At 75.0% G+C, this 26,195-nt stretch carries 19 protein-coding genes; 11 read left to right on the top strand and 8 right to left on the bottom strand.

Annotated elements, in window-relative coordinates; translation table 11 throughout:
* Positions 1–42: 42 nt before the first annotated feature.
* Both QNH85_RS00150 and gndA read right to left on the bottom strand, forming a co-directional pair.
* Positions 43–1,314: a carboxylate--amine ligase gene (locus QNH85_RS00150; RefSeq protein WP_346016276.1), complete on the bottom strand. Its 1,272-nt coding sequence runs from the start codon at positions 1,312–1,314 to the stop codon at positions 43–45.
* On the bottom strand, positions 1,311–2,750 hold the full coding sequence (gene gndA, locus QNH85_RS00145) for an NADP-dependent phosphogluconate dehydrogenase (protein WP_282943744.1): 1,440 nt from the start codon (positions 2,748–2,750) through the stop codon (positions 1,311–1,313). Before gndA ends, QNH85_RS00150 begins: the two co-directional genes overlap by 4 nt.
* 110 nt (positions 2,751–2,860) lie before the next feature.
* On the opposite strand from gndA, the gene QNH85_RS00140 reads away from it, so the two are divergent.
* Positions 2,861–3,442 carry a DUF3000 domain-containing protein gene (locus tag QNH85_RS00140; protein WP_213281583.1) on the top strand — a complete coding sequence of 194 codons (582 nt, stop codon included), beginning with the start codon at positions 2,861–2,863 and terminating at the stop codon, positions 3,440–3,442.
* Between the two features lie 304 nt (positions 3,443–3,746).
* Entirely contained in the window at positions 3,747–4,175 is a 429-nt protein-coding gene (locus QNH85_RS19985; protein WP_213281582.1) for a response regulator transcription factor, read from the top strand.
* 56 nt (positions 4,176–4,231) lie between these two features.
* Here QNH85_RS19985 and QNH85_RS00130 read toward each other — a convergent pair whose 3' ends face one another.
* Entirely contained in the window at positions 4,232–5,635 is a 1,404-nt protein-coding gene (locus tag QNH85_RS00130; RefSeq protein WP_282943741.1) for an outer membrane protein assembly factor BamB family protein, read from the bottom strand.
* 128 nt (positions 5,636–5,763) lie between these two features.
* On the opposite strand from QNH85_RS00130, the gene QNH85_RS00125 reads away from it, so the two are divergent.
* The gene (locus QNH85_RS00125; protein ID WP_282943740.1) at positions 5,764–7,092 is read left to right on the top strand and encodes an HRDC domain-containing protein; all 1,329 of its coding nucleotides are present in this window, start codon (positions 5,764–5,766) and stop codon (positions 7,090–7,092) included.
* A gap of 129 nt (positions 7,093–7,221) precedes the next feature.
* The gene (locus QNH85_RS00120) at positions 7,222–9,408 is read left to right on the top strand and encodes a 3-hydroxyacyl-CoA dehydrogenase NAD-binding domain-containing protein (RefSeq protein ID WP_282943739.1); all 2,187 of its coding nucleotides are present in this window, start codon (positions 7,222–7,224) and stop codon (positions 9,406–9,408) included.
* Here the strand turns inward: QNH85_RS00120 and pflA are convergent.
* The 4 genes from pflA to QNH85_RS00100 form a co-directional block, all read right to left on the bottom strand.
* The gene (gene pflA / locus QNH85_RS00115; protein ID WP_282943738.1) at positions 9,395–10,297 is read right to left on the bottom strand and encodes a pyruvate formate-lyase-activating protein; all 903 of its coding nucleotides are present in this window, start codon (positions 10,295–10,297) and stop codon (positions 9,395–9,397) included. The genes QNH85_RS00120 and pflA overlap by 14 nt on opposite strands.
* A gap of 107 nt (positions 10,298–10,404) precedes the next feature.
* Complete coding sequence (gene pflB, locus QNH85_RS00110) at positions 10,405–12,672, bottom strand: formate C-acetyltransferase (protein ID WP_282943737.1); 2,268 nt, start codon at positions 12,670–12,672, stop codon at positions 10,405–10,407.
* Between the two features lie 152 nt (positions 12,673–12,824).
* Positions 12,825–14,708 (bottom strand): 1-deoxy-D-xylulose-5-phosphate synthase, encoded by a 1,884-nt coding sequence (gene dxs / locus QNH85_RS00105; protein ID WP_282943736.1) that lies wholly within the window; start codon positions 14,706–14,708, stop codon positions 12,825–12,827.
* A 78-nt stretch (positions 14,709–14,786) separates the two neighbouring features.
* Positions 14,787–16,856: a glycogen debranching N-terminal domain-containing protein gene (locus tag QNH85_RS00100; RefSeq protein WP_282943735.1), complete on the bottom strand. Its 2,070-nt coding sequence runs from the start codon at positions 16,854–16,856 to the stop codon at positions 14,787–14,789.
* A 165-nt stretch (positions 16,857–17,021) separates the two neighbouring features.
* On the opposite strand from QNH85_RS00100, the gene QNH85_RS00095 reads away from it, so the two are divergent.
* From QNH85_RS00095 to QNH85_RS00075, 5 genes are all read left to right on the top strand, one after another.
* Positions 17,022–18,059 (top strand): LacI family DNA-binding transcriptional regulator, encoded by a 1,038-nt coding sequence (locus tag QNH85_RS00095; protein ID WP_282943734.1) that lies wholly within the window; start codon positions 17,022–17,024, stop codon positions 18,057–18,059.
* Between the two features lie 43 nt (positions 18,060–18,102).
* Positions 18,103–19,371, top strand: coding sequence for a sugar ABC transporter substrate-binding protein (locus QNH85_RS00090; protein ID WP_282943733.1), 1,269 nt, complete (start codon positions 18,103–18,105; stop codon positions 19,369–19,371).
* Positions 19,372–19,376: 5 nt separating this feature from the next.
* Positions 19,377–20,597 (top strand): carbohydrate ABC transporter permease, encoded by a 1,221-nt coding sequence (locus QNH85_RS00085; protein ID WP_282943732.1) that lies wholly within the window; start codon positions 19,377–19,379, stop codon positions 20,595–20,597.
* A complete protein-coding gene (locus QNH85_RS00080) occupies positions 20,594–21,514 on the top strand; it encodes a carbohydrate ABC transporter permease (RefSeq protein WP_282943731.1) in 921 nt (306 codons plus the stop codon). The genes QNH85_RS00085 and QNH85_RS00080 overlap by 4 nt, the downstream gene beginning before the upstream one ends.
* A 71-nt stretch (positions 21,515–21,585) precedes the next feature.
* On the top strand, positions 21,586–23,040 hold the full coding sequence (locus tag QNH85_RS00075) for a GuaB1 family IMP dehydrogenase-related protein (protein ID WP_282943730.1): 1,455 nt from the start codon (positions 21,586–21,588) through the stop codon (positions 23,038–23,040).
* A 51-nt stretch (positions 23,041–23,091) separates the two neighbouring features.
* Here the strand turns inward: QNH85_RS00075 and QNH85_RS00070 are convergent, their stop codons facing one another.
* On the bottom strand, positions 23,092–24,570 hold the full coding sequence (locus tag QNH85_RS00070; protein WP_282943729.1) for an HNH endonuclease signature motif containing protein: 1,479 nt from the start codon (positions 24,568–24,570) through the stop codon (positions 23,092–23,094).
* A 197-nt stretch (positions 24,571–24,767) separates the two neighbouring features.
* On the opposite strand from QNH85_RS00070, the gene QNH85_RS00065 reads away from it, so the two are divergent.
* Positions 24,768–25,472 (top strand): type 1 glutamine amidotransferase, encoded by a 705-nt coding sequence (locus QNH85_RS00065; RefSeq protein WP_282943728.1) that lies wholly within the window; start codon positions 24,768–24,770, stop codon positions 25,470–25,472.
* A 6-nt stretch (positions 25,473–25,478) separates the two neighbouring features.
* A complete protein-coding gene (locus QNH85_RS00060; protein WP_282943727.1) occupies positions 25,479–26,186 on the top strand; it encodes an NUDIX hydrolase in 708 nt (235 codons plus the stop codon).
* The last annotated feature ends 9 nt before the right edge of the window (positions 26,187–26,195 follow it).

The following is a 26,195-nucleotide window of genomic DNA, read 5'->3' as shown; positions in this document are numbered from 1 at the left end:
TGCGTGCTGCCGCGGCTCAGAACCGGTGCTCAGAACCGGTGCTCAGAACCCGGTGCTCGTGACCTCCGGGTAGTACCGGCGGAACTTGCGCACCTGGTTCAGCGCGGCCGCGAAGGCGTACCAGCGCCGGCGGGGTCCGGCGTCCCGCGCGTACCGCAGCGGGTGCGCGACCCGCCCGGCGCGGATCAGCCCGCGCACCTTCCCGGCGAGCGCCGGGTCCAGCACGTACGTCAGCAGCAGCCGGTGCGGGAGGATGGAGTACAGCACCTCGGTGTCGACAACGACCGGCTCGACCGCGCGGTCCAGCACCCGGTCCTCGACCAGGAACCGCGTGGGGTTCGCCCCGGCGGCCGTCACGTAGTAGTTGTTCCGCCCGATGCGCGGGTTCACCTCGAAGAAGCGGAAGGCGCCGTCGCGCGGGTCGACCTTCACGTCGAAGTTCGCGAAGCCCACGTAGCCGACGCCGCGCAGGAACGTCGCCGCCTGCTCCAGCATCGCGTCCTCACGGGTGACGACCATCGCGGCGGGGTTGCCCAGCCCGGACGGCGTGTGCTCCTCGAGCAGGACGTGCGCCGAGCACAGCAGGGTGATCGACCCGCGGCCGTCGACGTACGCGGTGATCGACCGCATCTGGGTGTCGTCGCCCGGGATCATCTCCTGCACGACGAACCGGCCCCGGAACCCCGCGGCGCGCAGCGACGCCCACAGCGCGTCGAGCTCGTCGGGGGTGGAGATCTCGAAGACCTTCTTCTTCCCCGGGAACGTCACGTCCTGGTAGTCGGCGCTGCTGGCGGCCTTGGCGATCAGCGGGTAGCCGACGTCCACCGGGACCGGCGCCCACGCGGGGTCGTCGGCCAGCGCGAAGTCCTGCACGATCGTCCGCGGCACCGCCAGGCCCAGGTCGGTGGCGATCTCCGAGAAGGTCGCCTTGTCCGACAGCCGGTCCAGCAGCTCCTCCGAGAGGAACGGGACGACGTAGTGCGGCTCGAGCTCGGCGCGGTGCTGCACGACGACCCGGACCAGCCAGTCCGAGTTCGCCAGCAGCACCAGGCGCCGGCCGGCCTGCTCGCGGGCGACCCGCAGGAGGGCGTCGACGAGCTGCCGCGGGTCGTGCCCGTCCTCCACGAGGACGTTGTCGAGGATGCGCGAGTGCGCGACCGGCCCGAGGGCGGCCCCGCTCACGACGATCGACCGCACGCCGTACTGCTCGTGGAACGCCCGGGCCAGGGCGTACACGCCGATGTCGGCCCCGAGCATCACGGGCTGCAGCCCGTCGACGCCCGTCGCCGCCGGCGTGGTGTCCGACGCGCTCACGCCTCGTGCTCGGCGCGGTCGCCGGACCACTCGGTGTGGAACGTGCCCTCGCGGTCGGTGCGCCGGTAGGTGTGCGCGCCGAAGAAGTCGCGCTGCGCCTGGATCAGCGCCGCGGGCAGCCGCTCGGCGCGGACCGCGTCGTAGTACGCCAGGGACGACGCGAACGCGGGCGTCGGGACGCCGGCGAGCGCGGCGTGCGCGACGACCCGGCGCCACGCCGGCACGCCGTTGCCGACCGCGCCGGTGAAGTACTCGTCGGCCAGGAGCAGCGGCAGGTCCGCGTCGCGCTCGTAGGCCTCGGTGATCCGGTTGAGGAACCGTGCGCGGATGATGCAGCCGCCCCGCCAGATCCGGGCCATCGCGCCCCGGTCGATGTCCCAGCCGTTCTCGGCGGAGGCCGCCGCGATCTGGTCGAACCCCTGCGAGTACGCGACGACCTTGGAGGCGTAGAGCGCCAGGCGCACGTCCTCGATGAACGCCTCCCGGTCGGGGACGTCCAGCGGCGCGACGTGCGCGGGCAGGGTGCCGCGCGCGGCGGCGCGCTGCGGCACGGAGCCGGACAGCGCGCGGGCGAAGGTCGCCTCGGCGATGCCGGTGATCGGCACGCCGAGGTCGAGGGCGTTCTGCACCGTCCAGCGGCCGGTGCCCTTCTGCTCCGCCTGGTCCAGCACGACGTCGACGAACGCCTGCCCGGTCTCCGCGTCGACCTGGGAGAGCACCTCGGCGGTGATCTCGATGAGGAACGACTCCAGGTCGCCCTCGTTCCACGTCCGGAAGATGTCCGCGATCTCGGCGGCCGACGCGCCCAGCCCCTGCTTGAGCAGGTCGTACGCCTCGGCGATCAGCTGCATGTCGGCGTACTCGATGCCGTTGTGCACCATCTTGACGAAGTGCCCGGCGCCGTCGGGGCCGACGTAGGTGCAGCACGGCACGCCGTCGACCTTCGCGGAGATGTCCTCGAGGATCGGGCCCAGCACCTCGTACGACTCGCGCGAGCCGCCCGGCATGATCGAGGGGCCGTTGAGCGCGCCCTCCTCGCCGCCGGACACGCCGGACCCGACGAAGTGCAGGCCCTTGGCCTTCAGCGCGGCCTCGCGCCGGCGTGTGTCGGGGAAGTGCGCGTTGCCCGCGTCGATCACGATGTCGCCCTCGTCCAGCAGGGGCACCAGCTCCTCGATCACGGCGTCGGTCGCCGCGCCGGCCTTGACCATCACGATGATCTTGCGCGGCCGCTCCAGCGACGCGACGAAGTCCTCGGTGGACGCCGACGGCACGAAGATGCCCTCGTGCCCGTGCTCGGCGACCAGCGACTCCGTGCGGCTGTTCGAGCGGTTGTGCACCGCGACCGTGTAGCCGTGCCGGGCGAGGTTGCGGGCCAGGTTGCGGCCCATGACGGCCAGGCCGGTCACGCCGATCTGTGCGGCAGGTGCGGACATGCGCGGGTGCTCCTTCGAAGGCGGTGCCAAGGCTTCACCCTAGTGCTGGCCACGGACGTCCGGCGTGCCGCGACCACCGCCCGGGCGGCGGCCCCCTACGCTCGGCTGCTGTGAGCACCGGCCCCCGAGACGCGCCACCGGAGTTCCTGCGCGCGCTGCGGTCGCTGCGGGGCGTGACGCTGCGCCCGGAGGTCTCCCTGGAGGAGGCGCCCGGCCCCGCGCGCATCGCGCCGTACACCGCGGCGCTGGTGGCGGACGTCCGCGCGAGCCGCCGGGACCCCGACGCCGAGGAGCTCGCGTCCGGCCGGTTCGTCGTGCTGCACGACCCCGCCGGCCAGGAGGCCTGGGACGGGGCGTTCCGCCTGGTGACGCTGGTGCGCGCCACCCTGGAGCCCGAGGTCGGCCAGGACCCGCTGCTCGCCGAGGTCGCGTGGACCTGGTTCACCGACGCCCTCGCCGGGTCGGGGGTCGACGCCCGCGCGGCGGGCGGCACCGTGACGCGCGTGCTGTCCCAGTCGTTCGGCGCGCTCGACGAGCGCCCGGAGCTGTGCGAGCTGGAGCTGCGTGCCTCCTGGACGGCGCGTGACGAGGACCTGGCCCCGCACCTGGAGGCCTGGGGGGTCCTGCTGTGCACCGTCGCCGGGCTGCCGCCGCTGCCCGAGGGCGTGGTCGCGCTCGGACCCCGGCACTGACCCGGGTGACGCCGCAGGTGGCCGAACCCGTGACACCGGGGTCACGAGCGGGTCACGATGTCACCCGTTCCGCTCAAGACACGCGTGCGCAGGACCGATAGGGGGAGCAAGGAAGTGGACCGTCAAGGGGGCACAGCAGTGAGCATCGAGCCGATTCGACGAGGTCCCGGCCTCGCGCCGGGTTCCGCGCCCGGTGCCCGCGCGGCCACCCTCGCGCCCCAGGTGCGCCGCCCCGGCGCGCCGGGACCGCCCCCGGTTCCACCCTGGATCGGCCCCTGACCCCCGCCGCCGCGGCCTCGGCCAGATGTGCGTCGTCGTCACCGAGCTCGCCGAGGGCGACGGCCAGATCCTGGTCCGCAACCTGCGGCGCCGGGGCTCCGGACGCGTCATCCTGCTCGCCCGCCGCGCCGGTCGCCGCGACCTCGTCGGCCTGCTGACCGGCGGCCTGCGCGGCGCGGTCGCGACCGAGCCCAACGCCGTCGTCGGCCCGGCCGGCTCCGCCCCCGGCGCGGTCCCGTCGCCGTTCGCGCGGTCCCGCCCCGACCTGACCACCCGCGAGATCAGCGTCCTGCGGCTGGTCGCCGACGGCTTCAGCAACCGCGCCATCGGCGAGGAGCTCGGCCTGTCGGCACTCACCGTGAAGAGCCACCTCGCGCGGATCTCCCGCAAGCTGGGCACCGGCGACCGCGCGGCGCTCGTCGCGATCTCCATCCGGACCGGCCTGCTGGCCTGAGGCCTGCTCGCCCGAGCCCCGGCGCGTCGCTCGGCAGGTCCGCGGCAGGTCCGCGGCTACTCCACGAGCACGGTCCGCCCCGGCCCGGACCCGAGCAGCACGCCCGCGAGGGCCCCCACGTCGGTGACCCCCTGCGGCAGCGGCTCGGCCCACCGCCGCTCGCCGTCCTCCAGGCCGTAGGCGGCCAGCACGGTCGCGCCGGCGCGCTCCGGGTCGTGCTCGGTGCGGAGCAGGTGCACCCCGTCGGTCATGAGCGCGGGGCCGGCCCGGGACCCGGCGTCGGTCGACCAGACCGCCCGCCCGGTGGTCGCGTCGACCGCCCACAGCCCCTCGCGGTCGGTGCCGTAGAGCAGGCCGTCCAGCAGGACGAGCCGGCCGAGCGCGTCCACCTGCGCGGGCCGCTCCCACAGCACCTCGCCGCTCGCGGCCGCCACCGCGCGCAGCCGGCCGCCCGCGCCGGCGTCGACCCGGGCCAGGAGCAGCACGCCGGGGGCCGAGCCGTCGTCCGGCTCGACCGGGACGGGCGCCCCGTCCGCGCGGGCGGTCCCCCTTCCGTCGGGGCCGAGCAGCCGGGTCACCACGCCCCCGTCGACCGCCACGAGCTGCTCGCCGCGCAGCAGGCGCAGGTCCGTCGCGGCGGCGACGAGCCGGCCGTCCGCCGCGTCGAGCGCCCAGGTCCCGGCGCCGCCCGTCACGTGCACCCGGTGGCCCGCGACCACGACCGACGGGTCGGGCGCGTGCCCGACCCGGCGGCCGGACGGGTCCGGCAGCTCGACGTGCCAGCGTGACGCGCCGGTCGCCAGGTCCGTGGCGTCCACCACCGCCGTGTCTCCTGCGCGGGACACGGTGACCGCGACGTCGTCGAGGACGACGACGGAGGACGCCCGCGGGAGGTCGGGGGCCGGCACCGTCGCGCGGGTCGTCACGTCGACGAGCACCAGGGTGGCGACCGGCTCGAACGACGCCTCGCCGAACGTGCGCACCGACGTGAAGCTGCACCACACCAGCGCCCCGGCCGCGTCCCCGCACGCCGCGCCGACCGGCGCCCTGCCGCGCGGGTCCTCCTCGTCACCCGCGGCCACCCGCCAGCGCTCCCGCCCGGTCGCGGCGTCGACCCCGACCACGGTGCGGGCCGCGCCGTCCGCGCCCTCCTCCGCCGCGACCACCAGCCCGCCGCCGAGGGATGCCGACGTCAGCACCCCCGGGGAGTCCGGGTCGCCCCACTGCCGCGTGGTCAGCGGCGGCGCCACCGTCGTCCGGATCACCCCCGGCGTCTCCTGCAGCCGCTCCGCCACGGCGCGCTCCTGGTCGCCGGACGCCGCCTGCCACGCCACCGCGGCCAGCACCACCGCGAGGGGCACGGGCCACCAGCGCCGCAGGACCCGGACCACCCGGGCGCGCCGGGCCGGCGACTGGTCGGTGCCGCGCGCCGGGGCCTCGACGAGCTCGACGTCGTCCATGCGTCCCTGCCCCGCGCGGCCCCGCCCCATGCGAGGAACCTACGACCTGCTCCCGTGCGACGCCCCGCGATCCCGCCCGCCCTGCGCGGCACCACGGCGGGCGCGCGCTGACGCCCTACGGTTGTCCCATGCAGTCCGTCCCGCACCCGGCCGGTACCCCGGCCGAGCCCTCCGGCGCCCCGGGCGGCGCCGACCCCGACGACGCGTCCGTCGCAGCGGCGGCCGAGCCCCGCGCCGACGCGCCCGTCGTCGTCCCCCTGACCGAGCCGGCCGAGGGCGTCCCCGCCGTCGTCGACACCCCCGAGGCGTTCGCGCGCGTCGTGGCGGCGTTCGGCGCGGGGACCGGCCCCGTCGCCGTGGACGCGGAGCGCGCGTCCGGCTACCGCTACGGCCAGCACAACTACCTGGTCCAGGTGCGCCGCGAGGGCGCCGGGACCGCGCTGATCGACCCCGTCGCCCTGCCCGACCTGTCCCCGCTGTCCGAGGCGCTCGTCGGCGTCGAGTGGGTCCTGCACGCGGCGTCCCAGGACCTGCCGGCGCTCGCCGAGCAGGGCATGCGGCCCAGCCGGGTCTTCGACACCGAGCTCGGTGCGCGCCTGCTGGGGCTCGAGCGCGTCGGGCTGGCCGCCGTGGTCGCCGAGCTGCTCGGTCTCGGGCTCGCCAAGGAGCACTCCGCCGTCGACTGGTCCACCCGCCCGCTGCCCGAGCAGTGGCTGCGGTACGCCGCGCTGGACGTCGAGGTGCTGGTGGAGCTGCGCGAGGTGCTGGCCGAGCGGCTGGCGCTGGCCGGCAAGGCGCAGTGGGCCGCCGAGGAGTTCGAGGCCGTCCGCCTCGCCCCGCCGCCCGCCCCGCGGGTCGAGGCCTGGCGCCGGGTGTCCGGCGTGCACGCGATCCGCGACCCCCGCCGGCTGGCCGTCGTGCGGTCGCTGTGGGAGACCCGGGACGAGAACGCGCGGCAGCGGGACATCTCGCCGGGCCGCGTGCTGCCGGACGCCGCCATCGTGGCCGCCGCGCAGGCCCTGCCGCGCTCCGTCCCGCAGCTCGTGGCGCTCCCCCAGTTCTCCGGCAAGGGCACCCGCCGGCGCGCGGCGCTGTGGCAGCGGGCGATCGACACCGGGCTGGCCCTCGCGGACGACCAGCTGCCGAACCCGCGCGGCCCCCGGAGCGACGCACCGCCGCCGCCCCGCGCCTGGCCCGACCGCGACCCGGCCGCCGCCGCCCGCCTCACCGCGGCGCGCGCCGTCGTCACCGAGCTCTCCGAGACGCACACCGTCCCCGCGGAGAACCTGCTGCAGCCCGACCTGCTGCGCCGGGTGTGCTGGAGCCCGCCGACACCGCCGGACGCCGAGCACATCGCGCAGCGGCTGAGCGCCGGCGGCGCGCGGCCGTGGCAGGTGGGGCTGCTCGCCGGCCGGCTGGCGGACGCGTTCGCCGCGCAGGGCGCCGTCGCGGGCTGACGCCCGGGGCCGCCGGGGGCTGACCTGCGGCGCGGCCGCGCGGGCCGCCTGCGCAGACCCCGGCGCGGCCGCGCGGCGTCGGTTAGGGTCGCGGGTGTTCCGTCGGACAGAGCAGTCCCAGGAGAGCGCATGCGCCACGCCGGCACCACCGAGCCGTCCCCGTCCTCGTCCCCGCGCGACCCGGCCCGACCGGCGGACCCCGCCCGGCCCGCCTCCCTGCCCGGGGAGCCGGACCCGCACGTGCTGCGGGTCGTCGTCGAGGACGTGCCCCTGCCCGACGACGGCGGGGTGCTGGTGCTGCTCACGCTGACCGCCACCGACGAGCGCCGCCCGACCACGCTCGGCCCCCGCGGCCTGGCCGTCCTGCACGACGCGCTCGTCGCGGTCCGTGGCCGCGCCCAGGCCGGCGAGGTCGCCGCCGTCGCCGTCACCGGCCGGCCCGGGTGCTTCGTCGCCGGGGCCGACCTCACGGTCGCGCGCTCCCTGCGCGACCTGGCCGACACCCGGGCCCTGGCCGAGCAGGGGCACGCGACGCTCCGGCTGCTCGGCGAGCTACCCGTGCCGACGTTCGCGTGGCTGACCGGGCACGCGCTCGGCGGCGGCCTGGAGCTCGCGCTGCACTGCGACCACCGCGTCGCCGCCGCGGGCGTCCGCTCGATCGGCCTGCCGGAGGCGTCCCTCGGCATCGTCCCCGGCTGGGGCGGCTGCTGGCTGCTCCCCCGCCTGGTCGGCCTGCCCGCCGCCGTCGACCTCGCCGTGCTGCGGCCCCTGGCGAACAACCGGCTCACGACGTCCGAACAGGCCCTCGAGCTCGGCCTCGTCGACGCCGTGCTGCCCGCCGAGGGCTTCGCGCAGCAGGCCCTCGCCTGGACGGCCGGCACCGTGCGCGCCGGGTCGCCCGACCGTCGGTCCGCCGACGTCCCGCCGGTGCCCGCCGGGGAGCCCGACCCCGTCGACCGTGCCGCCGCCGTCCTCGACGCCCGGCTGCACGGCGCTGCCCCCGCCTACGCCCGCGTGCTGGACCTGCTCGCCGCGGCCGGGGACCGGGGCCGGGACGCCGGCTTCCGCGCCGAGGACGACGCCCTGTCCGCCCTCCTGATGTCCGACGAGGCGCGCGCGGCCCTGTACGCGGCGGAGCTCACCGGCCGGGGCGCCCGCCGGGCGGCGCGCGCCGACTCCGACGCGGCCCCGACCGAGGTCCGCCGCGTGGGGATCGTCGGCGCCGGGCTGATGGCCGCGCAGCTCGCCGTGCTGCTCGGCACGCGCCTCGACGTGCCGGTCACCATGCGGGAGGTCGACGAGGAGCGCGCCGCCGCCGGCCGCGACCGCGTCCGGACGCTCGCCGAGCAGGCCGCCGCCCGGGGCCGGCTCACGCCGGACGCCGCGCGCCGGCTCGTCGAGAACGTGCAGGTCGGCACCGACCTCGCCGCCCTCGCGGACGCGGACCTCGTGATCGAGGCCGTCACCGAGGTGCTCGAGGTGAAGCGCGCCGTGTTCGCCGACCTCGAGGGACTCGTGCGGCCGGGCTGCGTCCTCGCGACCAACACCTCCGCCCTGTCCATCACGGCCATGGCCGACGGGCTCGCGCACCCCGAGCGGGTCGTCGGGCTGCACTTCTTCAACCCCGTCGCGCAGATGCCCCTGGTCGAGGTCGTCGCCACCCCCGCCTCCGACGCCACCGCGCTCGCCACCGCCGTCGACGTCGCGCGCCGTGCCGGGAAGACGGTCGTGCGGACCACCGACCGTCCGGGGTTCGTCGTCAACCGGGTGCTGCTGCGGATGCTCGCCGACGTGCTCGGCGCGGTCGAGGAGGGCACACCCGTCGAGGTCGCGGACACCGCGCTGCGGCCGCTGGGGCTGCCGATGAGCCCGTTCGCCCTGCTGCAGCTCGTCGGGCTGCCCGTGGCCCGGCACGTGCTCGTGACGCTGCACGAGGAGCTCGGGGCGCGCTACCCGCTGTCCCCCGGCCTGGACCGGCTGGTCGAGGAGGGCCGCACCGTCGCCCGGCAAGGTCCCGCGGGGCTCCCGGAGGTCGACCCGGCCATCCAGGACGCGTTCGGGGCGCCGGGGGCCGGCGACGGCGACGCGGTGCTCGCGCGGGTCGCGACCGGGCTGGCCGAGGAGATCGGGCTGCTGCTCGACGAGGGCGTCGTGCCGTCCGCCGAGCAGGTGGACCTCGCGATGCTGCTCGGTGCCGGGTGGCCCGCGCACCTCGGCGGGATCTGCCCGTACCTGGACCGGGCGGGGTGGTCGGAGCGGGTGCTCGGGCGGCGGCTGCTCGCCCCGGGCGTCGCGGACGCCCTCAGAACACCGTGAGGCCGCGGTCCCGGAACTGCTGGCGGACCCGGGCGACCAGCTCCGGCGACGGCGGCTGGGTGTCCTCGAGCTCGTAGGTCATCCCGAGGCTGGCCCACTTGTCGCGCCCCATCTGGTGGAACGGCAGCACCTCGACCCGGCTGACCGTGCCGAGCGTCGCCACGTAGTCGGCGACCGCGTCGACGTTCTCCGGGGCGTCCGTCAGGCCCGGGACCAGCACGAACCGGACCCAGATCTCGGTGCCGCTCGCGGCGACGCGCCGGCCGAAGTCGAGCGTCGGCTGCAGCTCCCGCCCGGTGGCCCGCTTGTACGTCTCCGGGATGCCGGACTTGACGTCCAGCAGCACCAGGTCGATGTCGGCGAGCATCGCGTCCGTGCAGTGCGCCCCGAGGTAGCCCGAGGTGTCGATCGCCGTGTGGACGCCGAGCTCCTTCGCGCCCCGCAGGACGCGGGCGACGAACGCCGGCTGCATCAGGGGCTCGCCGCCGGAGATCGTCAGGCCGCCGCCGGTCACGCCGAACACGCCGCGGTACCGGGCGACGCGCTTGAGCAGCTCCTCGGCGAGCACCGGCTCGCCGCGGCGCATCTCCATCGTGTCGGGGTTGTGGCAGTACAGGCAGCGCAGCGGGCAGCCCGACAGGAACGTCGTCAGGCGCGTCCCGGGGCCGTCGACCGCCGTGACGAGCTCCCACGAGTGCAGCGACCCGAGCTCGCCGGCGCGCATCTGCGCGAACTTCTCGCTCCGCTCGGCGTCGCTCGTCTCCAGGCCCGCCGTGCCGGCCGACGACCGGTGGTGGGAGCCGCCGACGACCGGCAGGCCGAGCTCGATGACCGGGGCGCCGACCTCCGCGGGGACGGTCTGCGTGGCGACGGTCTGCGTGCCGGTCATCTCGGGCTCCTCCCGGGTGCTGCTGGGGTGCTGCGGGGTGGTGCTGGGGTGGTGCGGGTGGCGGGTGCCCGCCGGGGCTGCTCCCCCGGCGGGCACCCGCGCCGGGGTCAGAGCCCGCCGTGGAACGTCCGGGACAGCACGTCGAGCTGCTGCTCGCGCGTCAGCCGGACGAAGTTCACCGCGTAGCCGGAGACCCGGATGGTGAGCTGCGGGTACTTCTCGGGGTGCTCCATGGCGTCCTCGAGGGTGTCCCGGTTGAGCACGTTGACGTTCAGGTGGTACCCGGAGGACACGTTGTACGCGTCCATGAGGCCCACCAGGTTCGTCACCTGCTCCTCCTTGGTGCGGCCGAGGCCCGAGGGCACGACCGTCGAGGTGAGCGAGATGCCGTCCATCGCCTCGGAGTACGGCAGCTTCGCCACGGACATCGCCGAGGCGAGCATCCCGTGCGAGTCGCGGCCGTTCATCGGGTTGGCACCGGGGGCGAACGGCTCGCCGGCGCGGCGGCCGTCGGGGGTGTTGCCGGTGGCCTTGCCGTAGACGACGTTCGACGTGATGGTCAGCACCGACTGGGTGTGCAGCGCGTCGCGGTACGTCTTGTGCTGGCGGATCTTCGCCATGAACGACTTGACGATCTCCACGGCGATGTCGTCCGCGCGGTCGTCGTCGTTGCCGTAGGCCGGGAAGTCGCCCTCGATGACGTAGTCCGTCACCAGGCCGTCCTCGTCCCGCACCGGGCGGACCGTCGCGTACTTGATGGCCGACAGGGAGTCCGCCACGACCGACAGGCCGGCGATGCCGCAGGCCATCGTGCGCAGGATGGTGCGGTCGTGCAGCGCCATCTCGAGCCGCTCGTACGCGTACTTGTCGTGCATGTAGTGCACGCAGTTCAGGGCGTCGACGTAGGTCTCGGCCAGCCAGTCGAGCAGCTTGTCGTACTTCGCCGCCACGTCCTCGTAGTCCAGGACGTCGCCCTCGACGGGAGCGCTCACCGGCGCGACCTGCTTGCCGGTGATCTCGTCGCGGCCGCCGTTGATCGCGTACAGCAGGGCCTTGGCGATGTTCACGCGGGCGCCGAAGAACTGCATCTGCTTGCCGACCCGCATCGGGGACACGCAGCACGCGATGGCCGCGTCGTCGCCCCACGAGGTGCGGATGAGGTCGTCCGACTCGTACTGGATCGCCGAGGTGTCGATCGAGACCTGGGCGCAGAACTTCTTGAAGCCCTCCGGCAGGCGGTTGCTCCACAGCACCGTGAGGTTCGGCTCCGGGGCCGGGCCGATGTTGTACAGCGTCTGCAGGAACCGGAACGAGGACTTGGTGACCAGCGGCCGGCCGTCCTCACCGATGCCACCGATGGACTCGGTGACCCAGGTCGGGTCGCCGGAGAACAGCGCGTCGTACTCGGGGGTGCGCAGGAACCGGACGATGCGCAGCTTGATGACGAAGTCGTCGATCAGCTCCTGCGCGAACTCCTCGGTGATGGCGCCCGACGCCAGGTCGCGCTGCAGGTACACGTCGAGGAACGTCGAGGTGCGGCCGAGCGACATCGCCGCGCCGTTCTGCTCCTTCACCGCGCCCAGGTAGGCGAAGTACAGCCACTGGATCGCCTCGCGGGCGGTCGTCGCGGGCTTGGAGATGTCGTAGCCGTAGGAGGCGGCCATCTGCTTGAGCTCGTTGAGCGCGCGGATCTGCTCCGCGTTCTCCTCGCGGTCGCGGATGACGTCCTCGACGGAGGCCTCCATGTCGAGCTCGTGGCGCTCCAGGCGCTTGGCCTCGATCAGGGCGTCCACCCCGTACAGGGCCACGCGGCGGTAGTCGCCGATGATGCGGCCGCGGCCGTACGCGTCCGGCAGACCGGTGATGAGGTGCGAGGAGCGGGCGGCGCGGACGTTCGGCGGGTACACGTCGAAGACGCCGTCGTTGTGCGTCTTGCGGTAGGTGCTGAAGATCTTCGCGACGGCGGGGTCGACCTCGTAGCCGTAGGTCTCGAGGCTCTTCTCGACCATGCGCCAGCCGCCGTTGGGGATCATGGCGCGCTTGAGCGGGGCGTCGGTCTGCAGGCCGACGATGAGCTCCTGGCCCTGGTCGATGTAGCCGGCGGGGTGGGAGACGATCGTCGACGGGGTGTGGTTGTCGATGTCGTAGACGCCCTTGGCGCGCTCGGCGGGGAACATCTCGCTGAGCTTCGCCCAGACACCGGTGGTGCGCTCCGTCGGGCCGGCCAGGAAGTCGGCCTCGCCGGTGTAGGGCGTGTAGTTGCGCTGGATGAAGTCGCGGACGTCGATCCCGTCACACCAGGGTCCGGTGACGAATCCGTCCCAGGCACCCACGGTGGCGTCGGTGCCGGTCTGAGGTACTGCGGTGGTGGACATCTGGGGGTCTCCCTCGCTGAGTGCGTCGTACTAGTGACGCTATTCACGAGGTCATGGGATGTCTTGGGACCTACGGCCCGGGGACGCGCTGACCGGCGCGAACACCGACGTGATGCCCCTCACGTCGGCGCTCCTGGCGGCGAGGACCCCGCTCAGGCGTCGGCGCCGAGGGCCGCAAGCACGTCCCGCGCGACGTCCGGGGCCGTGAGGCGCAGTGCGGTCAGCAGCTCGTCGCGCGAGGCGTGCGCGAGGAAGCGGCGCGGGACGCCGAACGCCTGCACCGGCGTGCCGATCCCCGCGTCCCGGGCCCGCAGGGCCACCGCCGAGCCGATCCCGCCCTCGCGGACGCCGTCCTCCAGCGTGACGACGTGGTCGTGCTCCCCCGCCAGCTTCACCAGCGCCGCGGGCACCGGCAGCACCCACCGGGGGTCCACCACGGTGACGCGCAGCCCGTGCGCGGCGAGCAGCTCCCCGAGGGCCAGCGCGGTGCGCGCCATCGCGCCGACGCCGCAGACGAGCACGGAGCGCGCGCCCGCACCGGCGCCGTGGCGCGCGAGGACGTCGACGCCGTCCACCTCGTCCACGGCCGGCAGCGGCTCGGTCAGCGCGCCCTTCGGGTACCGCACCACCGTCGGCGCGTCGTCGACGTCCACCGCCGTCCGCAGGGCCGAGCGCAGCGTGGCCTCGTCGCGGGGTGCCGCCAGGCGCAGGCCCGGGACGACGCCCAGGACGGCGAGGTCCCACATCCCGTTGTGGCTGGCGCCGTCGTCCCCGGTCAGCCCGGCGCGGTCGAGCACGAACGTCACGCCGGCGCGGTGCAGGGCCACGTCCATCAGCACCTGGTCGAAGGCGCGGTTGAGGAAGGTCGCGTACACCGCCACCACCGGGTGCAGACCCGCGAACGCCATGCCCGCGGCCGTCGTGACGGCGTGCTGCTCCGCGATGCCGACGTCGAACGTCCGGTCGGGGAACTCCTCGGCGAACGGCGCCAGCCCCACCGGCGCGAGCATGGCCGCGGTCAGCGCGACCACGTCCGGGCGGCGACGCCCGATCCGCACGATCTCGTCCGCGAACACCCCGGTCCAGCCGAACCGGGACGGCGCGACCGGCAGGCCCGTCTCCGGGTGGATCTGCCCGACGGCGTGGAACCGGTCGGCGACGTCCTGCTCGGCGGGGCTGTACCCGCGGCCCTTCTCGGTGATGACGTGCACGATGACCGGCCCGCCGAACGCCCGCGCGCGCTGCAGGGCGAACTCCACGTCCGCGATGTCGTGGCCGTCGACCGGTCCGATGTACTTCAGCCCGAGGTCCTCGAACATGCCCTGGGGCGCGACGACGTCCTTGATGCCCTTCTTCAGGCCGTGCAGCGCGTCGTAGGCGAACCTCCCCGGCGGGCCCGAGCGCTGCAGGGTCCGCTTGCCCCAGGACAGGACGGTCTCGTAGCCGCGCGTCGTGCGCAGGGCGTCCAGGTGCAGCGCGAGCCCGCCGATCGTCGGCGCGTACGACCGGCCGTTGTCGTTGACCACCACGACGAGGTTGCGCTGCGTGCCGTCGGCGATGTTGTTCAGCGCCTCCCACGACATGCCGCCCGTCAGCGCGCCGTCCCCGATCACCGCGACCACGTGGCGGTCGGTGCGGCCGCCCAGCGCGTTGGCGTGCGCGATGCCGTCCGCCCAGCTCAGGGCCGTCGACGCGTGCGAGTTCTCCACCACGTCGTGCGGCGACTCGCTGCGGCTCGGGTACCCGGACAGGCCGTCGCGGCGGCGGAGGCGGCTGAAGTCGCGGCGCCCCGTCAGCAGCTTGTGCACGTACGCCTGGTGCCCGGTGTCGAACACCAGCGTGTCCCGGGGGGAGTCGAACACGCGGTGCAGCGCGAGCGTGAGCTCCACGACGCCGAGGTTCGGCCCCAGGTGGCCGCCCGTGCGGGAGACCTGGTCGACGAGGAACGTCCGGATCTCCGCGGCGAGCGCGCGGACCTGGGGCGCGGACAGCGCGCGCACGTCCGCCGGCGAGCCGATCCGCTGCAGCAGCCCCATCGATCCCACCGCCCGTCACCGTCGCCCGCGCGGCCCGCGGACGAGGTCCCCCACGATACGCGGCGACCCGCGCGCCGCTCAGCCGCGCACGTGCACCGCGACGTCGGCGTCCGTCGTCACCGAGGCGGCGCCGTCCGCGCCGACCCGCACCGCGAGCGGCTGCCCCGCCAGGCGCAGGCCGGCCACCGCGACCGCGCCGAAGGGAGCCGGCGCGGGCGGGTCGACGTCCAGCCGCCCGCCCGGGACGTCGGGGCGCAGCCCGAGGGCGGCACCGAGCACCGACACCGCGGCGGCGGCGGACCACGCCTGCGGGCGGCACGCCGCCGGATAGGGCACCGCCCGGGGCACCGTGCCTCGCGCGTCGCCGCCGTACAGCTCCGGCAGCCGGTCGTCGAAGTCCTGCGCCGCGGCGAGCAGCCCCTCCGCGAGCGCCGCCGCCTCGCGGGCGTGCCCCGCACGGGCCAGTCCCTGCACGACGATGGCCGTGTCGTGCGGCCACACCGCCCCGCCGTGGTAGCGCAGCGCCCAGTAGCCCGCCGACCCGGTGGCCATCGTGCGCAGCCCGTAGCCCGAGTCCATGTCCGGCCCCGTGAGCCGCGCGGCGACGACGGCCTCCTCGTCGGCGGAGAGGATGCCCGTGCCCAGCAGGTGGCCGACGTTGCTGGTCAGGGTGTCGACCACCCGCTTGTCGGCGTCGAGGGCGATGCCGGGGTACGGGCCGTGCTCGTCCGAGGTCCAGAAGGCGGACCGGAACCGCTCCGCCAGGGCGGCCGCCCAGGCCCGCCACCGGTCGCCGCCGGGGCGGCCGAACGCGTCGAGCAGGGCGGCCCCCGCGAGCGCCGCCTCGTGCGCGTAGCCCTGGACCTCCGCGAGCGCGATCGGCCCGGTGGCCAGCTCGCCGGTGCGCCACTGCACGGAGTCGCCGGAGTCCTTCCACCCCTGGTTGGCGAGCCCGGTGCCGGACTCGTCGACGTACTCGAGGAACCCGTCCCCGTCGGAGTCGCCGTGGTCGGACATCCACGCGAGCGCCCGCTCGAGGGCCGGGAGCAGCGCCTCGACCTCGTCCGCCGGCATGCCCCAGCGCCACGCGTCGTGCAGCAGGCAGACCCACAGCGGGGTGGCGTCGACGGTGCCGTAGTACACAGGTGGCAGCACGGTGCCCTCGCCGGGCATCGACAGCTCGGCCCGCCGGACCTCGTGCAGGATCTTGCCCGGCTGCTCCGCCGTGGCCGGGTCCGTCCGCTCCCCCTGCAGCACCGCCAGCGTGCGCAGCGTCCCGGCGGCGAGCTCCGTGCCGAGCGGCAGCAGCATCCTGGCCGCCCAGATCGAGTCGCGGCCGAACAGGGTGAAGAACCAGGGGGCGCCCGCGGCGAGGAACACGTCGTCGGGCGCGAACCGTGCGCTCATCCGCAGCGTGCCCAGGTCGGCGAGCGCCTGGTCGAGCAGTGCCGGGAGCCGGCGGTCGGCGGCCTCGACCGCGAGCGGGGACCACTCGGGCTCGCTCCGTCGCGGGGCGGTCGCGACGCCACCGGTGTCGGTGACGACCACGGACCACGTGCGCACCTCCGCCTTCCCCGTGGTCACCGTGACGTCCCAGGACAGGCGCACCGTGCCGTCGACGGCCACGTCGACCTGCGCACCGGGCGCCGTGAGCTCGGCGGCGACCTCCGCGTCGACCTGCCAGCGGGCGCCGGCCGCGGTCGGCTCGGGAGCGGGCGCGGCACCGGCCGGGGCGCCGGACTTGATCCGGTCCATCGGGGTGCCGTCGGGGCGCACCTCGACGACCACCCGGGCGTGCACCGGCTCGGCGGTGGAGCAGCTGAGCGACAGGATCTCCGTCACGGTGCCGGGCGTGACCTCGCGGAGGCGCTCCAGGCGGGCCGTCGGGTCGGCCCCGGGTCCGTCGACCGTCCGGGCGAGCAGGACCGCCCGCGCCCGCCCCGGGCCGTCTGCCCCCGACGCCACCACCTCCGGCTCCGCGCCGTCGACCGTGAGGCGCGCGCCCGCCAGGACCCGCACGTCCCCGTGGTAGACGCCCTGGGCACCGCGGCCGTCCGTGAGGCCCACCTGGCCGTCCGGGGCCGACCACGCCTGGGTGGGCGCGTGGACGGCGACCAAGAGGTCGTGCAGCAGGGGCTGGAGCTCCATGGGTACCTCGTCGTTCGTGCGGTGTTCGAGACCGGATCGTGACCGGGCGACGGCCCCCTCCGCTTGACAGCCCGGAGGGTGCTGGCAACTCTAGGGGCAATCGTTTGAGCGTTCCAATCGCGGATTGGAACGCTCATATGGATCACCGGAGACCCGAGGAGCCCCATGGACACGACGACGAGGCCGACGCTCGAGAGCGTCGCGCAGCGCGCCGGCGTCTCCCGGCAGACGGTCTCCAACGTGCTGAACTCCCCCCACCTGGTCCGCCCGGAGACGACCGACCGGGTCCGAGCGGCCATCGAGGAGCTGGGCTACCGCCCGTCGTCCGCGGCGCGTCAGCTCCGGACCGGCCGGTCCCGCGTGCTCGGGCTGCGGCTCGAGCCGGTGCACGACGGCATCAACGGCGCCGTCCTGGACCGGTTCCTGCACGCCCTCACCGAGAGCGCGCAGGCGCGCGACTACCGGCTCATGCTGTTCACCGCCCCCGACGACGAGCGCGAGATCGCCCAGTACCGCGAGCTGCTGGACACCGCCGACCTCGACGCGTTCGTCCTGACCAGCACGCACCGCGGGGACACCCGCGCCGCCTGGCTCGCGGAGCGCGACGTGCCGTTCGTGACCTTCGGCCGGCCCTGGGACGCCCCGGGCGACCCCGCCGGGTCCGACGACGACCACCCGTGGGTCGACGTCGACGGTGCCGCCGGGACCCGCGCCGCCGTCGCGCACCTGCGCGGCCTCGGCCACGAGCGGATCGCCTACCTCGGCTGGCCCGACGGGTCCGACGTCGGCGAGGACCGCGCGTCCGGCTGGGTCTCCGCCATGGTGGACGCCGGCCACGACGCCGGCCTCCTGCGGCGGCTGCACGCCCGCGTCCCCGACGGCGTCGCCGCCGGGGCGCAGGCCATCGAGCGCGTCCTCGCCGACGCCGCACCGACCGCGGTGGTCTGCGCGTCGGACTCCCTCGCCCTCGGCGCCCTCACCGTCGCCCGCAGCCGCGGCACCCGCCTCGCCGTCGTCGGCTTCGACGACACCCCCGTCGCCGCCGCCGTCGGGCTGACCTCCGTCGCCCAGCCCCTCACCGAGGCCGCGCACCGCGCGCTCGACCTGCTGCTGGACCAGCTCGACGGCACCGGCGGCACCCGGAGCCGGCAGGTGCTGCTCGCACCGCACCTCGTGGAACGCGCGTCGACGCGCACCCCTTGACCCGCCCTGTCCTCCCGCACCATCCCCGAAGGAGACGACCCCCATGCACAGCACCCCCACGCGAGGACGGCGCCTGCTGGCGTCCACCGCCGTCGGCGCCGCCGGCGTCCTCGCCCTCACCGCCTGCGGCGGCTCCGGCTTCGAGGAGGGCGGCGACGACGCCGCGTCCTCCGAGAGCGGCGGCTCGCTCAGCATCCTCATCGGGTCCTCCGGCGACGCCGAGACGGACGCGGTGAAGGCCGCCGTGGCCGACTGGTCCGAGGAGTCCGGCGTCGACGCCACGGTGCAGGTGGCGTCCGACCTCAACCAGGAGCTCTCCCAGGGCTTCGCCTCCGGCGACCCCGCCGACGTGTTCTACGTCAGCGCCGACCAGTTCCAGACCTACGCCGCGAACGGGTCCCTGCACCCGTACGGCTCCGAGCTGGACAACGCGGACGACTTCTACCCGAGCCTCGTCGAGCAGTTCACCTACGACGGCGAGCTCGTGTGCGCGCCCAAGGACTTCTCGACGCTCGCGCTCATCATCAACACCGGCGCCTGGCAGGCGGCCGGCCTCACCGACGCGGACGTGCCCACCACCTGGGAGCAGCTCACCGACGTCGCCGGCCGGCTCACCACCGACGGGCAGGTCGGCCTCGGCTTCTCCGGCGAGTACGCCCGGGTCGGCGCGTTCCTCGCGCAGGCCGGCGGCACGCTGGTCAGCGAGGACGGCACCGAGGCGACCGCGGACTCCGCGGAGAACGTCGAGGGCCTCACCTACGTCCAGGACCTGCTCACCTCCGGGAACGCCGCCTACGCCGCCGACCTCGGCACCGGCTGGGGCGGCGAGGCGTTCGGCACCGGCAAGGCCGCGATGACCGTCGAGGGCAACTGGATCACCGGGGCCATGGAGAACGACTACCCCGACGTCGACTACCAGGTCGTCCAGCTGCCCGCGGGCCCCGCCGGCCAGGGCACCCTGCAGTTCACGAACTGCTGGGGCGTCGCCGCCGACTCGGACAACCAGTCCGACGCGGTCGACCTCGTCCAGCACCTCACCGAGACCGACCAGCAGCTCGCGTTCTCCGAGGCGTTCGGCGTCATGCCGTCCGTGCAGTCCGCCGCCGACGGCTGGAAGGAGCTGTACCCGGAGATGACCGCGTTCATCGACTCCGCCGACTTCGCGCAGAACGTGGTCAACGCCCGCGGCGCGGCCGACGTCATCACCGACTTCAACGCCCAGCTCGAGGGCCTGAAGACCGGCGACCCCGCCGCGATCCTCGGATCCGTCCAGACCAACCTCCAGGCCGTCCTCGACGAGAACGCCTCCTGACGACGATGTCCTCTGTCTCGACAGCGCCGGCGGCGCAGCAGCACCGCCGGCGGTCGCGCGGCCCCGGGTCCGCCCGGGGCCGCGAGGCCGCGTCGGGGTGGCTGTTCCTCACCCCGATGCTCGTGATCCTCGGGCTGTTCCTCGTCGTGCCCGTGCTCATGGCCCTGTGGGTCAGCCTGTCCGACTGGACCGGGCGCGGCAGCCCTCTCGCCTCCGACGTCGGCTTCGTCGGCCTCGACAACTACCGGGACCTCCTGCTCGGCGGCGGCCTCGCCACCCAGGACTTCGGCACCGCGCTGCGCAACAACGCCTACTACGTCCTGCTCGTCGTGCCCCTGCAGACCGCGCTCGCGCTGTTCCTCGCGACCGTGGTCAACCGCAAGGCGCTGCGCGGCCGGGGCCTGTTCCGGACGGCGTTCTACTTCCCGTCCGTCACCTCCTCCGTCGCGATCACCGTGCTCTGGCTGTTCCTGTTCTCCGCGTCCGGGACGATCAACGGCCTCCTCGCGAAGCTGTCGATCGACGGGCCGAACTGGTTCAACGACCCCCGGGGCGTGCTCCACCTGGTGCTCGCGGCCGTCGGCGTCGACACCGCACCCGCCGCGCTCGCGCAGCACGGGTTCCTCGGGATCCCGCTCTGGGAGTGGCTCGCAGGACCCAGCGTCGCCATGTCGGCGTTCATCCTCCTGGCCATCTTCACCACGTCCGGCACCTTCATGCTGCTGTTCCTCGCCGGGCTGCAGGCCGTCTCCGCCGACGTCGAGGAGGCCGCCGTCATGGACGGCGCCAACGCGCGGCAGCGGTTCTTCCGGGTGACCCTTCCCATGCTGCGGCCGACCGTGTTCACCGTCGTGACCCTCGGGCTCATCGGCACCTGGCAGGTGTTCGACCAGATCTACACGGGCACCCAGGGCGGGCCCGCCAAGACCACCCTCACCCCCGCGTACCTCTCCTACAGCGCCGCGTTCCAGAACAACCAGTGGGGCCGGGGCGCCGCCATCGCGTTCGTGCTGTTCGCGATCATCGTGATCCTCACCGTCGTCCAGCGCGTCGTCCTGCGCGAACGGGACACCGTGCCGCGGCGCAGGCGCTTCCACCGCGAACCGCCCGCGCCGCCCGCCGCCGTCGCCGCCACGGTCGCGACCACCGGCAGTCCCGGAGCCGGCACCCTCACGTCCGCCCCGCCCGCCGCCGCGACCCCACCGACCGACCGGAGCGACCGATGAGCGCCGTGACCGCGCCGGCGTCCCGCACGCCCACCCCGCCGAGCTCACGCCGAGGCGCACCCGCCGCCGCCGGCCGGCCGCGCCGCAGCAACCGCCGGCTCCTCGGGACCTCGTTCGCGTACGCCGTGCTCGTCGTGCTCGCGATCCTGTACGTGTACCCCTTCCTGATCCAGCTCGCGACGTCCTTCAAGACCGACGCCGAGGCCGCGCAGAACGCCGTGTCCCTGCTCCCGCAGACGTGGACCACCGCCGCCTACGAGCGACTCTTCCTGCGGTCGGACTTCCCGCTGTGGTTCCGGAACTCCGTCGTCGTGACCGTCGTCGTCACCCTCGGGCGCGTCTTCATCAACTCGCTCGCCGGGTACGCGCTCGCGCGTCTGCGGTTCCGCGGGCGCGGCCTCGTGTTCGCCGGCCTCGTCGCCGTCATGGCCGTCCCGAACGTCGTCCTGCTCATCCCGAAGTTCCTCGTGATCAAGCAGGTGGGCATCTACAACTCGTTCGCCGGCCTCATCATCCCGCTGCTCGCCGACGCCGCCGGGATCTTCATCATGAAGAACTTCTTCGAGTCCATCCCGCCGTCCGTCGAGGAGGCCGCCCGCATGGACGGCGCCGGGACCTTCCGGGTGTTCTGGTCCGTGGTGCTGCCGATGGCGCGGCCCGCGATCGTCACGATCGTCATCCTGTCGTTCCAGGGCTCCTGGAACGAGCTGTCGCACTTCATCGTCGCGTCGCAGGACCCGCAGCTGGTCACGCTCACCAAGGGCGTCGCCCAGCTCGCGTCCGGCCAGCTCAGCCAGGGCACGCAGTACCCGCTGAAGCTCGCCGCCGCCGCGATCATGACGATCCCCGTCGCCGTGCTGTTCTTCGTGTTCCAGCGCCGGATCATGAACCAGAGCGCCGGTGCCGTGAAGGAGTAGTGCAGGCCCGCGGCGGTCCCCCGGTCGCGAGAGGGGCGGAGGGTAGGCTCGGGAGGAAAGGGGACACACACATGCGCTTCCTCACCGGGCACTCGCCCTCCTCCGACCTCACCTACGGCGACGTCTTCCTCGTCCCGTCGCAGTCGGAGGTCGCCTCCCGCTTCGACGTCGACCTGGCAGCCGCCGACGGCACCGGGACGACCATCCCCGTGGTGGTCGCCAACATGACCGCTGTCGCCGGACGCCGCATGGCGGAGACCGTCGCCCGCCGCGGCGGCCTGGCCGTCCTCCCGCAGGACGTCCCCACCGAGGTCGTCGCCGACGTCGTGGCCTCCGTCAAGGCGAAGCACACCGTCGTGGAGAGCGCCGTCGTCGTCACCCCCCGGGACACCGTGCACACGGCGCTCACCCTCATCGGCAAGCGGTCCCACGGCGCCGCTGTGGTCGTCGAGGGCAACCGGCCCGTCGGCGTCGTCACCCCCGCCGACTGCGAGGGCGTCGACCGATTCACCCAGATCTCCGAGGTGATGAGCTCCGACCCCACCACCGTCGAGCTCTCCGTTGTCGAGTCCGGCGGCGTGCGCGGTCTCGAGGCCGCCTTCGAGCGGCTCCACGCGTCCCGCCGCAAGTTCTCCCCCGTCGTCCGGGACGGTGAGCTCGTCGGTGTGCTGACGCAGGTCGGCGCGCTGCGCTCGTCCATCTACACGCCGGCGCTCGACGCGCAGGGGCGGCTCCGGGTCGCCGCGGCCGTCGGTGTGAACGGCGACGTCAAGGGCAAGGCGGCGGCGCTGCTCGAGGCCGGGGTGGACGTGCTCGTCGTGGACACGGCGCACGGTCACCAGCGCAAGATGCTCGACGCCCTCGAGGCGGTGCGGTCGCTCGACCCGCAGATCCCCGTCGTCGCCGGGAACGTCGTCACCGCCGAGGGCACCCGCGACCTGATCAACGCCGGCGCGGACATCGTCAAGGTGGGCGTCGGCCCGGGCGCCATGTGCACCACGCGGATGATGACCGCCGTCGGCCGTCCGCAGTTCTCCGCCGTGCTCGAGTGCGCCACCGAGGCGCGCCGGCTCGGGAAGCACGTGTGGGCCGACGGTGGCGTACGGCACCCGCGCGACGTCGCGCTCGCGCTCGCCGCCGGTGCGTCGCAGGTGATGGTCGGGTCCTGGTTCGCCGGCACGCACGAGTCCCCGGGGGACCTGCACGCCGACGGCGACGGCCGGCTGTACAAGGAGAGCTTCGGCATGGCCTCGGCACGCGCCGTCGCCGCCCGCACCCGCGGCGGTTCGGCCTTCGACCGTGCCCGCAAGGGTCTGTACGAGGAGGGCATCTCCTCCTCGCGCATGTACCTGGACCCGCTGCGCCCCGGCGTCGAGGACCTGCTCGACCGGATCACCGCCGGTGTCCGGTCGTCGTGCACGTACGTCGGCGCCACGTCGCTGGAGGAGTTCACGGAGCGAGCGGTCGTGGGCATCCAGTCCGCCGCGGGGTACGACGAGGGACGCCCGCTGCCCGACGGCTGGTGAGCAGCGGAGGTTCCTGAGCCACCGCATGCGTGACACGCGACGGGCCGCCCCTCAGTAGGGGGGTGGCCCGTCGGTGTCTGCGGGGCCGGTGAGGTGGTGGACAGGGTCGTCGGTGCCGGGTCGCACGAGGTAGGTGTGGCCGGTGGGGTCGGTCCAGGCGAACAGGCCGGGTTCGACCTGGGCGAGGGTGAACGCGGTCTCGGTCTTGAGGCGGTGGTGGTGCCGGCACGCTGGGCCGAGGTTGTCGGCGCTGGTGGTGCCCAGGGCCCGGGCGGCGTCGGGGTCGCCGTCGGTGTCGCTGTCGTGGGGGTGGTACTCGACGGTGTGGTCGAGGTCGGTGCGGTCGGCGGGCACGGTGCAGCCCGGTGCGGTGCAGGTCCGGTCGCGGTAGCGCACGTGCTCGTCCAGGGCCGCCGGTGGTCGGTACCGCGTGCGTCCCACGTCGAGAACAGTGCCGGACAGCGGGTCGGTGACCAGCCGCTGCCAGGTCCCGCCCCACGCCATCGCCCGGGCCTGCACCGCGTCGAGCGGCCCGTACCCGGCCAGGTCGCCGGGCTGGTCGTCGACCCCGATCAGGGTGGAAAGCGGCACCGTCACCAGCACGTGCGTACGCGGGGTACGCGCGCGCGCCGGGCCGGCGGTGGCGCCCTCCGCCGGCAGCTCGTCATCGCCGGGACGCTGCGAAAGCGGGACCGCCGGCACCGTCGAGTCCGCGGCGGTCGCCTCGCCGGGCCCACCCAGGACCAGGTCGCACAGCCCGTCGGCGCGCAGCTGCTCCAGGGTCCGCGGGTCACCCGCCGACCGGGCGGTGCGCGCCGCGGCCTCCAGCACCGTGTCGACCTGCACCGCCCGCACGGCCGGCAGCAGCACCCACAGCGCCGCCATCCCGTCCGGGCGGACCTGCGGGCGACCCACGCACCGGCCCTGCTGAGCCACCCGGTGCCGGTCGGCCGCGCCCTCGGGGTCCACGACGCTGAGGGCGCGTTCGACGTCCTGCCGGACCTGGAACGAGGTCCGGCCGCCCGCGCGGGGCAGCACCTCGTCCTCGACGTGGGCGGCGACGTGCGGCATCTGGTCCCACAGCCGCGTCACCAGCGCCCGCGCGCGGGGCACGTCGATGGTCCCGGCCGCCAGCGCCTCGCCCGTCGCGGTCAGCGCCTGCCCGTAGGACACGCCCTCGCGCACCAGCGTGTCCGCCTCCCGCGGCGAGCACTGCAACCGCATCGCCAACGTCGCCGCCGTGATGTTCCGCGACACGAACGCCTGACCCGCCGGGATCCGCCCGACCGGCGCGCGCATCGACTCGTGCCGGTCCACCGCCGCCGCCGCCCGCGCCTTGAACGCATGCGCCCACGACTCCACCCGGGCCGCCGCCGCCACGACCTCCACCCGCTCGAACCCGCCCAACCCGTCCAGGCCCTCGGCCTCCAACGCCTCCAGCAACGCCACCAGCGGCGAACCGGGCGCCGCACCGGACAACCGGGCCACGAAGGCCCGCTCGGCCTCGGTCCACGCCCCCGAGGCGCTCACAGCCGAGTCGACAGCAGTCGACACAGGAGCGCGTTCCTGCAGGTCATCGGGCATACACCGACGCTAGGAGCCGCAACCGCCACGAGACCGACAACGACCCCCCGCCCTGGGGACCACGCACACCCCCCGCGCCCTGGGGACGCCTCAGCACCCGCCCCCCGAGCGGGTCACCGACGCCCGGCGGCTATCGTCACCCCGTGAGCCAGCCGCGTCCCGTCCTCGTCCTCACGCACGTCGCGCACGAGGGGCCGGGCCTGATCGCCCGCGCGCTGGACGGTCTGCCGATCACGACGCGCACGGTCCTGGACGACCCGGCGCCCCGGCTGCCGGCGATCGAGGACCTGGCCGGCCTGGTGGTGATGGGCGGGCCGCAGGACGCGGACGACGACGCGGGGCACCCCGGCCTGGCGGCTGAGCGCCGCCTGCTGGCCGAGGCGGTCGACGCGGGCCTCCCGACGCTGGGCGTGTGCCTGGGCATGCAGCTGCTCGCACTGGCCCTCGGCGCGCGCCTGCACCGCCGCCACGGCACGGAGATCGGCTTCGCGCCGGTGGAGGTGGTCGCGCACGACCCTCTGCTGGCCGGGGCGGGTCCCGAGCCGACGGTGCTGCACTGGCACTCCGACGCGGTCGACCTGCCGGAGGGCGCCACACTGCTGGCCCGCAGCGGGACGACGCCGGTGCAGGCGTTCCGCGCGGGCAGCGCCGTGGGCCTCCAGTTCCACCTGGAGGTCGACGCGTCGGTGCTGGACCTGTGGCTGACCACCCCGATGATGACCGCGGACCTGGAGCCCGCCGAGGTGGACGCGATCCGGCTGGGTTCCCGCCAGCACCTGAGCGCGTTGCGCCCGGGCGCCGACCTCGGGCTGGCCGCGTTCGCGCGGTCCGTCCGCGAGCGCGCGTGAGTCGTCGTGGCTGACCCCGCACCGACCGCCGCGCTGGCCGACCTGCGCGCCCTGTGCGCCGCGCGCCCGGTGTGGGCGCCCGACCCGGAGCGCGCCTTCACCCCGGCCAACGCGGGCGACCGGGCCCAGGCCCGCCCCGTGCGCGCCTCCGCCGTGCTGGTGCTGTTCGGGGTGCTCGACCACGTCGTGGCGCGGACGGACCACCCGGCGGTTGCGGCCGACCTGGACGTGCTGCTGACCCGCCGCTCCCCCACGCTGACGCACCACCCCGGTCAGGTCTCGTTCCCCGGGGGCGGGATCGACCCGGGGGACGCGGGTCCGGAGGCGGCCGCGCTGCGGGAGGCGCAGGAGGAGACGGGGCTGGACCCGAGCGGGGTCCGGGTGCTCGGCACGCTGCCGCCGCTGCCGGTCACCGCGAGCCGCAACCTCGTCACACCGGTGCTCGCCTGGTGGGACCGCCCGTCCGCGGTCGCCGCGGCGGACCCCGCGGAGACGGTCGACGTGTTCCGCGTGCCGGTGGCGGACCTGGTCGACCCCGCGCGGCGCGTCACGGCGACGCTGCGGCACGGTGACCGGGAGTACCGCGGTCCGGCGTTCGACGTGGCCGGCGTGCTGGTGTGGGGCTTCACGGCGTTCGTGCTCGACCGGGTGCTCGACGCGCTCGGCTGGGCGGTGCCGTGGGACGAGGGCCGGACGGTGCCCGCGCCGGTGTGACGCGCGGGC

Origin of the sequence: Cellulomonas endometrii (assembly GCF_949769265.1) — a bacterium.
GTDB classification, from domain to species: Bacteria; Actinomycetota; Actinomycetes; order Actinomycetales; family Cellulomonadaceae; genus Cellulomonas; species Cellulomonas endometrii.
This window is presented reverse-complemented; position numbering and strand designations above follow the sequence as displayed.

What these genes read in the sequence shown, in the direction of transcription:
- QNH85_RS00120 (WP_282943739.1), top strand. Translation starts at nt 7,222, where the DNA reads ATGCGCCACGCCGGCACCACCGAGCCGTCCCCGTCCTCGTCCCCGCGC.
- QNH85_RS00095 (WP_282943734.1), top strand. Translation starts at nt 17,022, where the DNA reads ATGGACACGACGACGAGGCCGACGCTCGAGAGCGTCGCGCAGCGCGCC.
- QNH85_RS00090 (WP_282943733.1), top strand. Translation starts at nt 18,103, where the DNA reads ATGCACAGCACCCCCACGCGAGGACGGCGCCTGCTGGCGTCCACCGCC.
- QNH85_RS00125 (WP_282943740.1), top strand. Translation starts at nt 5,764, where the DNA reads ATGCAGTCCGTCCCGCACCCGGCCGGTACCCCGGCCGAGCCCTCCGGC.
- QNH85_RS00085 (WP_282943732.1), top strand. Translation starts at nt 19,377, where the DNA reads ATGTCCTCTGTCTCGACAGCGCCGGCGGCGCAGCAGCACCGCCGGCGG.
- QNH85_RS00130 (WP_282943741.1), bottom strand. Translation starts at nt 5,635, where the DNA reads ATGGACGACGTCGAGCTCGTCGAGGCCCCGGCGCGCGGCACCGACCAG.
- QNH85_RS00100 (WP_282943735.1), bottom strand. Translation starts at nt 16,856, where the DNA reads ATGGAGCTCCAGCCCCTGCTGCACGACCTCTTGGTCGCCGTCCACGCG.
- QNH85_RS19985 (WP_213281582.1), top strand. Translation starts at nt 3,747, where the DNA reads ATGTGCGTCGTCGTCACCGAGCTCGCCGAGGGCGACGGCCAGATCCTG.
- pflB (WP_282943737.1), bottom strand. Translation starts at nt 12,672, where the DNA reads ATGTCCACCACCGCAGTACCTCAGACCGGCACCGACGCCACCGTGGGT.
- gndA (WP_282943744.1), bottom strand. Translation starts at nt 2,750, where the DNA reads ATGTCCGCACCTGCCGCACAGATCGGCGTGACCGGCCTGGCCGTCATG.
- QNH85_RS00080 (WP_282943731.1), top strand. Translation starts at nt 20,594, where the DNA reads ATGAGCGCCGTGACCGCGCCGGCGTCCCGCACGCCCACCCCGCCGAGC.
- QNH85_RS00075 (WP_282943730.1), top strand. Translation starts at nt 21,586, where the DNA reads ATGCGCTTCCTCACCGGGCACTCGCCCTCCTCCGACCTCACCTACGGC.
- dxs (WP_282943736.1), bottom strand. Translation starts at nt 14,708, where the DNA reads ATGGGGCTGCTGCAGCGGATCGGCTCGCCGGCGGACGTGCGCGCGCTG.
- pflA (WP_282943738.1), bottom strand. Translation starts at nt 10,297, where the DNA reads ATGACCGGCACGCAGACCGTCGCCACGCAGACCGTCCCCGCGGAGGTC.